Origin of the sequence: Ornithinimicrobium cavernae (genome assembly GCF_003121625.1) — a bacterium.
Lineage (GTDB): Bacteria > Actinomycetota > Actinomycetes > Actinomycetales > Dermatophilaceae > Ornithinicoccus > Ornithinicoccus cavernae.
In genome coordinates this window covers 311,721-318,708 of the sequence record NZ_QDDJ01000004.1, presented here as the reverse complement: position 1 = coordinate 318,708, position 6,988 = coordinate 311,721, and the positions used below count along the sequence as shown (strand labels likewise).

Annotated in this window: 6 protein-coding genes; 4 read left to right on the top strand and 2 right to left on the bottom strand. The window is 71.7% G+C overall.

Annotation, left to right across the window (positions count from 1 at the left end):
- Positions 1–324 precede the first annotated feature (324 nt).
- Both DA085_RS06285 and DA085_RS06280 read left to right on the top strand, forming a co-directional pair.
- Positions 325–1,329, top strand: a complete 1,005-nt coding sequence (locus DA085_RS06285; RefSeq protein WP_109472113.1) for a uroporphyrinogen decarboxylase/cobalamine-independent methonine synthase family protein — start codon at positions 325–327, stop codon at positions 1,327–1,329.
- A complete protein-coding gene (locus DA085_RS06280; RefSeq protein WP_237565336.1) occupies positions 1,326–2,288 on the top strand; it encodes a DMT family transporter in 963 nt (320 codons plus the stop codon). The genes DA085_RS06285 and DA085_RS06280 overlap by 4 nt, the downstream gene beginning before the upstream one ends.
- Before the next feature lie 68 nt (positions 2,289–2,356).
- Here DA085_RS06280 and DA085_RS06275 read toward each other — a convergent pair whose 3' ends face one another.
- Positions 2,357–3,316, bottom strand: coding sequence for a hypothetical protein (locus tag DA085_RS06275; protein ID WP_109472086.1), 960 nt, complete (start codon positions 3,314–3,316; stop codon positions 2,357–2,359).
- 197 nt (positions 3,317–3,513) lie between these two features.
- Here DA085_RS06275 and ligA point away from each other — a divergent pair, with 197 nt between their 5' ends.
- Complete coding sequence (ligA, locus tag DA085_RS06270) at positions 3,514–5,631, top strand: NAD-dependent DNA ligase LigA (RefSeq protein ID WP_237565335.1); 2,118 nt, start codon at positions 3,514–3,516, stop codon at positions 5,629–5,631.
- A gap of 158 nt (positions 5,632–5,789) precedes the next feature.
- On the opposite strand, the gene DA085_RS06265 is transcribed toward ligA, so the two are convergent.
- Positions 5,790–6,323, bottom strand: coding sequence for a DUF488 domain-containing protein (locus tag DA085_RS06265; RefSeq protein WP_109472085.1), 534 nt, complete (start codon positions 6,321–6,323; stop codon positions 5,790–5,792).
- A gap of 154 nt (positions 6,324–6,477) precedes the next feature.
- Here DA085_RS06265 and DA085_RS21535 point away from each other — a divergent pair, with 154 nt between their 5' ends.
- Positions 6,478–6,906 (top strand): glutaredoxin domain-containing protein, encoded by a 429-nt coding sequence (locus DA085_RS21535; RefSeq protein WP_237565334.1) that lies wholly within the window; start codon positions 6,478–6,480, stop codon positions 6,904–6,906.
- Positions 6,907–6,988: the final 82 nt, after the last annotated feature.

The window sequence follows — 6,988 nt, the reverse complement described above, 5'->3', positions numbered from 1 at the left end:
CGGGCGGGCCGGACGGGACCGGACAACAGGAGGCCGGCGCAGGCCTGCCCGCAGTCGCTGCTGCACGATCTTGGTGTCCATCACGTCCCCCTTCCCGCCCCATCGCGTCCCCTTGTCCAACACCCACAGATTAGCACAGGTGTGCGACATGCGCTAGGTGGACACGTCACAACCTGTGGAAACCCGCGTGCTCCGAGAAGCCAGGAAGCGAGGGCGGCAGGGCGCAGGACACCAGCTCGCGCAGGGCTCGGCGGGGCAACGGCAGGTGCCCTGCGTCCGGTCCCACTCACCGCACTGTCGGTGCCGTGGCGCACACTGTCCCTCATGGTGACTGCGACCGGCATCGGCTCCTGGCCGGGCACCGACGTGCGCGAGGCCCTTCGAGCAGTGCGCGACGTGCTGACGGAGGCCCCTGACGGCGTGACGACGGTGCCCTACCTGCCTGAGCTCCCGGCTCGCGGACCAGGAGCCGACATGGTCGGTCGGAGCGCCGGGCTGCTGGTGGACCTGCCGGTCGATCTGCAGCCGCAGGGGTGGCGACTCGTGGACCGTCCGGGCCGGGACGCTGAGCGCACCGCCTCCCTGTGGCGTCAGGACCTGGACGAGCTCGCGGAGGCCTACGACGGCTGGGTCGGGCCGCTGAAACTGCAGGTGACCGGCCCCTGGACGCTGGCCGCCTCGATCTGGCTGCCACTCGGAGACCGGCTGCTGTCCGACGCCGGAGCCACCCGTGATCTGGCGGACTCTCTCGCTGAGGGTGTCCGGGCTCACGTCGCCGAGGTCGCCCGTCTTGTGCCGGGCGCGGCTCTGATGCTGCAGGTGGACGAGCCGTCGCTTCCGGCGGTCGTCAAGGGACACATCACGTCCGACTCGGGCTTTCGGGTGCTTCCCACGCCGGACGCCAGTCAGGCGGAGCATGTGCTCGGCACGGTGTTGTCGGCGGCGCGGGACGCCGGGGCCGCGACTGTCGTGCACTGCTGCGCCGACGACCCACCGATCGATCTGCTCCGCGGTGCCGGGCCGGACACCCTGGCCCTCGACCTGCGCACGCTGTCGACGAGTGCCTGGGACGCGGTCGCCGAGGCGGTCGAGGCCGGCACCACGCTCTGGGCCGGCGCCCTGTCGGCCAGCCGCCCCACGGCATACGGGACAGTGCGTGACAGGGTCGCCGCACGGTGGCACGAGCTGGGTCTGCCCCCCTCGACCCTTGCCGACCTCGGTGTGACCCCGACCTGTGGACTGGCTGGCAGCTCACCGGAGGGAGCGCTTGAGCTCACCCGCGCCACCGTCGAGACCGCCCGCGCGCTGGCCGAGGAAGCCGTGCGGTGACCACGACCGCGCTCCCCGCCCCGGCAGTCACCCGCATGCCGTGGCAGGCGAAGTACGCCGCGATCGCGCTGATCTGGGGATCCAGCTACCTGCTCATGAAGGTCGGGCTGGAGGCCATGTCCGGTGTGCAGGTCGCTACGCTCCGCGTGTTCTGCGGTGGTGCCGTGCTGCTCCTGCTCCTCGGGCTCAACCGTGGACAGCTGCCGAGGGGCGCGCGCACCTGGGGTCACCTCCTGGTCACCGGCTCGCTGCTGTGCACCATCCCGTGGACCCTGTTCGCGGTCGGCGAGCAGCGCGTCGACTCCTCGATCGCCGGCCTGGCCAACGCCATCACCCCGGTTGCCACGGTCGTCTGCTCCGTGCTGATGCTGCGCAGCGAACGGATCGGCCGTATGCGGGTGCTCGGCGTCGCGATCGGGTTCGTCGGGGTGCTGCTCATCTTCCAGCCCTGGTCGGCCAGCCGGGGCCCGGACCCGCTGGGCTTTGCGATGGTCCTGGCGGCGTCGGCGAGCTATGGCGTCGGCTGGACCTACGTGCGCCGCTTCCTGCGCGGTGTGGATGCCGGCGGTCTGTCCCTGCCGACCGCTCAGGTCGTGGTCGCCATGGTGCAGATGCCCGTGGTCCTCGTGCTGTGGTGGCTGCTGGGCGCGGACGAGGCGATCACGGCACCGTGGACGCTGCACAGCGCGGACGCGTTCATCCCGCTCCTGGCCGTGATCGCGCTCGGGGTGGTGGGGACCGGTCTGGCGCAGTGGCTGCAGTTCGACGTGGTGCGTGCCGCCGGCCCGACCGTCGCCACGAGCGTGACCTATCCGATCACCGTGGTGTCCGTGCTGCTGGGCGTCGTCGTGCTGGGGGAGCGGCTCGGGCCGATCGTGCTCCTGGGCGGCGCCGTGGTGCTCCTCGCCTCGGTCCTCATCGGCCGCGGTGCCCGGGTCGACAGGTCAGCGGTCCGCTAGCCGCTCAGGGCCCAGGACGTGCCGACGGCCGGGAAGCCCCGGCCGCCGGGCAGGTTGGTCGTCCCCTGTCAGGGATTCATCGCCGGGGTGGCGTTGGTGTGCACGAACGGCTCGTCCTCGGCGACCCAGCTCGCGGTCACCACGTGCACGCCGTCACCCAGCGCGCTGTCGGAGAGGTCATACATCACCGCGCCGTCGGTCGGCCGCTCGGTGAGCTGCTGGGAGACCTCACTGCCGTCATCGATGCTGGCGGTCACGGCGACGTTCGGGCCGTGCGCCTTGAGCAGTGCGAACATGATCGGCGCGTCCGGGTTCACCACCCACTCCTCGACGTCCTCCTGGATACCGGGGTTGAGCCAGTTCAGCCGGTTGTCGCCGGTGGACGGGGTGATGTCCTGGTCAACCACCCAGCTGGCCCCATCGAGCTTGCGGATCGCGAAGGTGTGAGCGAACGGCTCGCCGTCACTGTCCTCACCCCAGAGGCTCACCACCTGGGCGGAGTTGTGGGTCTCCGGGTATGCCGAGCGGATCGCCCACTGCGGCTCACCGGAGGCGTCGGACAGGTCCTCGGCGAGGTCCTCGACGCCGTTCTCCTCGAAGACCGACACGTCGGGGAAGTAGGCCATCGCCTCGGGGCTGAGCATCGCGTAGGCCTGCTCGGTGTCACCAGAGGTGACCAGCTCGACATACTGCTGAGCGAAGCCCATCGCGTCACCCGCGCCCTCCTGGGGAGGCTCGGCCGTGGTCGGGTCCGTCCCGGTCGGCTCCTGGGTGGTCGGCTCCCCGCCGGTCGGGCCCTCGGTGGTCGGCGCTGGCGGGGCAGCGCTCTCGGTGGGTGCCTCCGTGGGGGCCGGCTCCTCAGTGGTCTCGGTGGTCTCCTCCGGCTCGGCAGACGTCGGTGCCTCGTCGCTCGCGGTGTCCTCGGCCGTCGTCGGCGGCTCCGCGACCTCGGGTTCTTCGGTGCCACAGGCACTCATCAGGACGAGCGCGGCGATCGGCAGCGTCCCCACGGCGATCCGCCTCGCCACACCTCGACGGTGTCCTCCCCGAACATGCTTCGTGCGCATCATTCCTCCTCGGTGCGGGCCGGTCGGCCGCGTTGCCCGGTCGCCTCATCAGGTCGGCGCCCTCATCCACCCAAACGCTTCGCGGAGGCACCACGGTTGCATGTCGACGGCCGCGCCGCATCCGCGGGGGTGTCAGCGCGGTGCGACAAGATAGGGCCGTGAGCGAGACGACATCGGCACCGGAGGACGTGCGGCACCAGTGGGAGGAGCTGGCAGAGGAGATCCGCCAGCACCAGTTCGCCTACTACGTCAAGGACTCCCCGACGATCTCCGACGGCGAGTTCGACGCGCTCCTCAAGCGCCTCGAGGCGATCGAGCAGGAGTGGCCCGAGCTGCGGGTCCCGGAGTCACCGACCCAGCTGGTCGGCGGCACCTTCTCCACCGAGTTCGCCGCCGTGGACCACGTCGAGCGGATGCTCAGCCTCGACAATGCCTTCTCTCTGGAGGAGGTGCAGGCCTGGGCGACCCGCGTGGAGAACGAGGCCGGCGGCGCCGACGTGCACTACCTCTGCGAGCTCAAGATCGACGGTCTCGCCGTGAACCTGCTCTACGAGAAGGGGCGCCTCGTCCGGGCAGCGACCCGCGGCGACGGCCGCACCGGCGAGGACGTGACCCTCAACGTGCGCACGATCGACGGGATCCCCCACCAGCTGGTGGCGCCGGAGGAGCAGGAGGGCGCGGCCGTCCCGATCCCGGACCTGCTGGAGGTCCGTGGCGAGGTCTACTTCCCGGTGACCGCCTTCGAGGAGCTCAACGCGTCCCTCGTCGAGGCGGGGAAGACGCCGTTCGCCAACCCCCGCAACACGGCCGCCGGGTCGCTGCGGCAGAAGGACCCGCGGGTGACCGCGACCCGCAAGCTGCGGATGCTCGTGCACGGCATCGGCGCCCGCACCGGGTTCGAGATGACCAGGCAGTCGCAGGCCTACGACCTGCTGTCCGCCTGGGGCCTGCCGGTCTCGGAGCACGCCAAGGTGCTCGATGACCTGGCGGCGGTGCAGGAGTTCATCGAGCACTTCGGTGAGCACCGCCACGACGCGGCCGAGCACGAGCTCGACGGGGTCGTCGTCAAGGTCGACGAGATCAGCGTCCAGCGCCGCCTCGGGTCGACCTCCCGGGCTCCGCGCTGGGCGATCGCCTACAAGTACCCGCCGGAGGAGGTCACCACCAAGCTGCTCGACATCCGGGTCAACGTCGGTCGCACGGGCCGCGTGACGCCCTACGGCGTGATGGAGCCGGTCAAGGTGGCCGGCTCGACCGTCGAGCAGGCCACCCTGCACAACGCCTACGAGGTGGAGCGCAAGGGCGTGCTCATCGGCGACACGATCGTGCTGCGCAAGGCCGGTGACGTGATCCCGGAGATCGTCGGGCCCGTGGCCGACCTGCGCGACGGCTCCGAGCGGCCGTTCGTGATGCCCACCGAGTGCCCCTCGTGCGGCACCACCCTGGCCGAGCAGAAGGAGGGTGACAAGGACATCCGTTGCCCCAACTCCCGGACCTGCCCGGCACAGCTGCGGGAGCGGCTGTTCAGCCTCGCCTCCCGCGGCGCGTTCGACATCGAGGCGCTCGGCGCGGAGGGTGTCAACGGGCTGCTCGACGCCGGGGTGATCAGCGACGAGTCGACCCTGTTCCGGCTCACCGAGGAGGACATCGCCCGGGTCCGGCTCTACACGCGGGAGGCGAAGAAGACCGATCCGCCCGAGTCCGTCGTCGACGGCAGGGTCCTGTCGGCCAATGGCGCCAAGCTGGTCGCCAACCTCGAGCAGGCGAAGTCGCAGCCCCTGTGGCGGGTGCTGGTCGCCCTGTCGATCCGGCACGTCGGCCCAACCGCGGCGCGTGCCCTGGCGACCGAGTTCGGGTCGATGGAGGCCATCCGGGAGGCGTCCGTCGAGCAACTGGCCGCCACGGAGGGCGTCGGTCCCACGATCGCGCAGTCCGTGACGGACTGGTTCACGGTGGACTGGCACCGCGACATCGTCGAGCGGTGGACGGCCGACGGGGTGCGGATGGCGGACGAGCGCGACGACTCCGTGCAGCGCACGCTGGAGGGGCTCACCGTCGTCGTGACCGGCTCGCTGGAGGGCTTCAGCCGCGACGAGTCCAAGGAGGCCATCGTGTCCCGCGGCGGCAAGGCGGCCGGCTCGGTGAGCAAGAAGACCGACTACGTCGTGGTCGGGGACAACGCCGGCTCCAAGGCCGACAAGGCCGAGCAGCTGGGCGTGCCGGTCCTGGACGAGGCCGGGTTCGTGCGGCTGCTGGAGACCGGCTCGCCGGACTGAGGCACACGGACCGGATCACCGCCGTCCCGGTCCCGTATGCCGTGTGTTCCCCACCGCGGGAGCGTGCCGGCAGCGAGCGTCACAGCGTGCCGGCAGCGAGCGCCACAGCGTGCTCGATGTCGCCGAACCCGGCAGCACTCGGCGCCACCCAGCGTCGGTCACCCGTCCCAGACGACGGCACCGTCGGCCGTCAGCCGCGCTCCGTCGCTGACCGGGTGGTCGCTGAGGCGCCCGTCGTGCATCAGGTGGCGCACCGGCACCGCGTGCTGCACCTCCGCGACGTCGGCGACGATCCGGCGGTGGCACCGCCACCAGACGGACTCGCTGCACATCACTGCGGTGCGGCGTTGCGCGGCTCCGGCCAGCAGCTCGGCCATCGCGGCGGTGAACTCCGGCGTCCGCGTGCCGGCGGCATAGGCGCGGAACTGTGCCACCCGCCACCACCGGTCCGGGCTGGCGGCGTCCTGCTCAGGGTCCAGGCGGCGCCGGCCACCGAGCCGCTCCTCCCAGCGATAGCTGATCCCGCGCTCCGGCAGCCACTGCTCCAGCGCCTCCCGGCGGGCATCCGGGTTGTGCCGGCTGCCCGGAAACCGGCGGATGTCGACCAGCTGCTCCACCCCGGCGCCGACCAGGAGGTCACCGAGCCCCTGCCGGTCGAGCGTGCCGTGGCCAACGGTCAGCAGCGGGTCCATCGGCCCATGCTAGGAGCCGACCGCAGACGCCGCTGCGCCCGCAGGACCCGCCGGCACCACGGCATACGGCCTGCCCGTCCTCCGCCGGCGGTCGCAGACCGCTCTCCATCGTCCGGGTGATCCGCCCGCCCGCCCGTCGCGGCAGCATGGAGGCATGCGCTGGCTCTGGCTCCCCATGCTCGTCCTGTTCGCCGTCCTCTCGATCGACGCCGTGCGGGACGGCACCTACTGGCTCGCCGCCGCGTATGCCGTGGTGGGCCTCGCGGTGTCCTACTGGCTCTGCCCGTGGCAGGGTGGGAGGACCCTGCGGCACGAGGAGGTCAGCACGATGGCTGAGGAGGACCGGCCGGTGGTCGTCTACTGGCGCCCCGGCTGCGGATACTGCATGCGGCTCAAGGCCACGCTCGGTGACCTCGGCGACAAGGCCCTGTGGGTCAACATCTGGCAGGACGACGACGCGGCAGCGTTCGTGCGCAGCGTCAACGACGGCAACGAGGTCGTGCCGACCGTGGTGATCGACGGCGAGCCGCACACCAACCCCGACCCGACGGACGTCCGCGAGCGGCTGGCGGCGCGGTCGTGACCTGCCGGGCCGCCCGGGACCGCGGCTGGGTCAGGGGCTGGGACCGCGTTCGGGACCGAGGCCGGGGCCGGGGCAGGGACCG